Origin of the sequence: Brevundimonas sp. (assembly GCF_032107865.1) — a bacterium.
Lineage (GTDB): Bacteria > Pseudomonadota > Alphaproteobacteria > Caulobacterales > Caulobacteraceae > Brevundimonas.
Map to the genome: position 1 here is coordinate 1 of NZ_DAMCNG010000271.1, position 3,189 is coordinate 3,189.

2 protein-coding genes are annotated in these 3,189 nt (G+C 68.0%); one reads left to right on the forward strand and one right to left on the reverse strand.

Annotated features, from left to right (window positions below; all coding sequences use genetic code 11):
• A partial coding sequence (locus tag RT567_RS15325) for a GNAT family N-acetyltransferase (protein WP_313577103.1) occupies nucleotides 1-1,006 on the forward strand: 1,006 nt, incomplete at its 5' end.
• 85 nt (nucleotides 1,007-1,091) lie between these two features.
• Here the strand turns inward: RT567_RS15325 and typA are convergent.
• Nucleotides 1,092-2,924, reverse strand: a complete 1,833-nt coding sequence (typA, locus tag RT567_RS15330; RefSeq protein ID WP_313577104.1) for a translational GTPase TypA — start codon at nucleotides 2,922-2,924, stop codon at nucleotides 1,092-1,094.
• Nucleotides 2,925-3,189: the final 265 nt, after the last annotated feature.

The following is a 3,189-nucleotide window of genomic DNA, read 5'->3' on the forward strand; positions in this document are numbered from 1 at the left end:
CGCCGCGCCCGCCGATGTCGAACGCGCCCGACTGGCGCTGGAGGCGGCCGAGATCGCCACGCCCGAGGCGGGCCTGGCCCTGCTGGGCGACAAGGCCCTGTTGTTCAGCCCGTCGGGCCGCAGCTTCATCGCCTATCGCGTGCGCGGCCGGCGTTGGATCGCCATGAGCGAACCGGCGGGCCTGAAGGAAGAACGACTGGAGCTTCTCTGGGCCTTCGCTGAGATGGCCGACAGCTATGGCGGGGCGGCGGTCTTCTATTCGATAGGCGAAGGGCTGCTGGCCGACCTGGCGACGCTGGGTCTGGCCGTACGCAAGGTCGGCGAAGCGGCGGTGATCGACGCCGCCCATTTCACGACCGAGGGCAAGGGCAAGCAGAACCTGCGCACCGCCGTGAACCGGGCCGAGCGCGAGGGCGCCAGCTTCGAGGTGGTTCCGCCCGGCGCGGCGCGGGCGCTGGAGGCCGAGCTGCGCGCCTTGTCCGACGCCTGGCTCAAGCATCACAACGGCTCGGAGAAGGCCTTCTCGCTGGGCCGGTTCGACATCGACTACCTGGATCGCCAGCCCCTGGCCGTGGTGCGCGAGAACGGCCGCATCGTCGCCTTCGCCAATCTTCTGGTCGGGGCGGGCGGGCGCGAGGCGATGATCGACCTGATGCGTCATGATCCCGAGGGGCCGCATGGGATCATGGACTATCTGTTCACCCGCACAGCCCAGTGGGCGCGCGAGCAGGGCATGGAGCGGCTGGACCTGGGCATGGCGCCCCTGTCGGGGCTGGAGAACCGCCGCATGGCGCCGGTTTTCGCTCGCGTCGGCGCCCTGGTGTTCGAGGAGGGGGGCGCCGTTTATGGCTTCCAGGGCCTGCGCGCCTACAAGGCCAAGTTCGGCCCCGCCTGGCGGCCCAAATTCATCGCCGCGCCGACGACCACGCCCCTGGCGCTGGCCCTGCTGGACGTGGCCTTGTTGACCAGCGGCGGCTGGCTGGGCCTGCTGGGGCTGAAGAAGTAGAGCGAAGTCTTTTCCCGCTGGGAGAGCGCGCACAAAAAAGGCGGCCCGCAGGGGCCGCCTTCTTCGTTTCGGCAGGTCGCCGGGATCAGTCGGCGCGGACGCGCTTCTTGCGGAAGGAGGGGTTGAGGATCTCCTTGCGCAGGCGGATCGACTTGGGCGTGACCTCGACCAGTTCGTCTTCCTCGATATAGGCGATGGCCTGTTCCAGGCTCATCTTGCGCGGCGGGGTCAGGCGCACGGCCTCGTCCTTGCCCGAGGCGCGGACGTTGGTCAGCTGCTTGCCCTTGATCGGGTTGACGTCCAGGTCGTCCCAGCGGCTGTTCTCGCCGATGATCATGCCCTGATAGGTCTTCTCGCCGGCGTTCACGAACATGACGCCGCGATCTTCCAGGTTCCACAGGGCGAAGGCGGCGGTGTCGCCGTCCGAGTTCGACACCAGAACGCCCTTCAGGCGGCCTTCGATGGCGCCCTTGTGCTCTTCATAGTGCGAGAACACGCGGTTCAGCACGCCCGAGCCGCGCGTGTCGGTCAGGAACTCGCCCTGATAGCCGATCAGCGAGCGCGACGGGCACTTCAGCTGGATGCGGGTCTTGCCGGCGCCCGACGGGCCCATGTCGGTCATTTCAGCCTTGCGGGCCGACAGCTTCTCGATGACGACGCCCGAGAATTCCTCGTCCACGTCGATCATGACGTCTTCGATCGGCTCCAGCTTCTGGCCGTTCTCGTCGGTCTGATAGACCACGCGGGGACGCGAGATCGACAGCTCGAAACCTTCGCGGCGCATGTTCTCGATCAGCACGCCCAGTTGCAGTTCGCCGCGGCCGGCGACTTCATAGGCGTCCGAGCCCGGCGTCTGGGTGATGCGGATGGCGACGTTGGCTTCGGCTTCCTTCAGCAGGCGGTCGCGGATGACGCGCGACTGGACCTTGTCGCCTTCACGACCAGCCAGCGGGCTGTCGTTGACGCCCACGGTCATGGAGATGGTCGGCGGGTCGATCGGCAGCGACGGCAGGGCCTCGGTCACTTCCAGAGCGCACAGGGTGTCGGCCACGGTGGCTTTCGACATGCCGGCGATGGCGACGATGTCGCCCGCCTCGACGCCGTCGTCGATCGGCTGGCGCTTCAGGCCGCGGAAAGCCAGCACCTTGGTGATGCGGCCTTGCTCGATGGTCTTGCCGTCGCGCGACAGGGCCTTGATGGCCATGCCCGGAACCGCCTTGCCCGAGTGGATGCGGCCGGTCAGCAGGCGGCCCAGGAAGGGATCGCTTTCGATCAGCACGTTCAGGATCTGGAACGGTTCGTTGACGCGGGCCTGGGCGGCCGGGGCCGGAACGTGGTCGACGATCAGGTCGTACAGCGGGTGCAGGTTCTCGCTCGGCTGGGCCAGGTCCAGCGTCGCCCAGCCCGAACGGCCCGAGGCGTAGATGACCGGGAAGTCCAGCTGCTCGTCCGTCGCGCCCAGGGCGGCGAACAGGTCGAAGGTCTCGTTCAGGACGCGGTCCGGATCGGCGTGGGCGCGGTCGACCTTGTTGATGCACAGGATGGGACGCAGGCCCATGCGCAGGGCCTTGGTCAGCACGAACTTGGTCTGCGGCATGACGCCTTCTTCGGCGTCGACCAGCAGGACGCAGCCGTCCACCATGCCCAGGATGCGCTCGACCTCGCCGCCGAAGTCGGCGTGGCCGGGGGTGTCGATGATGTTGATGCGGGTCTCGCCCGCCTTGCCGTTCCACAGCACCGAGGTGCATTTGGCCAGAATGGTGATGCCGCGCTCGCGCTCCTGGTCGTTGGAGTCCATGGCGCGTTCCGTGGTCGCCTCATTGGCGCGGAACAGGCCCGACTGGGCGAGGAGGGCGTCAACCATGGTCGTCTTGCCATGGTCGACGTGGGCGATGATGGCGATGTTGCGCAGGTTCATTTCGGGCTCGGGCGGACTGTGTTCGGTCACGGATGGGCCGCGCCGCTGCAAGAAGGTTGCAGAGAAGGGAAGGGTTCGGGGCGCCTCTTACAGGGATGCGGGCCAAAACGCCAGTCCAGTGCGTAATCGCGTTCAGCCGGCCGCCGCCGCCAGACTTCAGCCCAGCGGCAGGAAGGCGATCACCGCCAGCGCCAGCAGCCCGATCAGCAGGGCCGACAGGGCGGCGACGGCGGCGACGCGCGGTCCGGCGCGGACCACGGCGCGC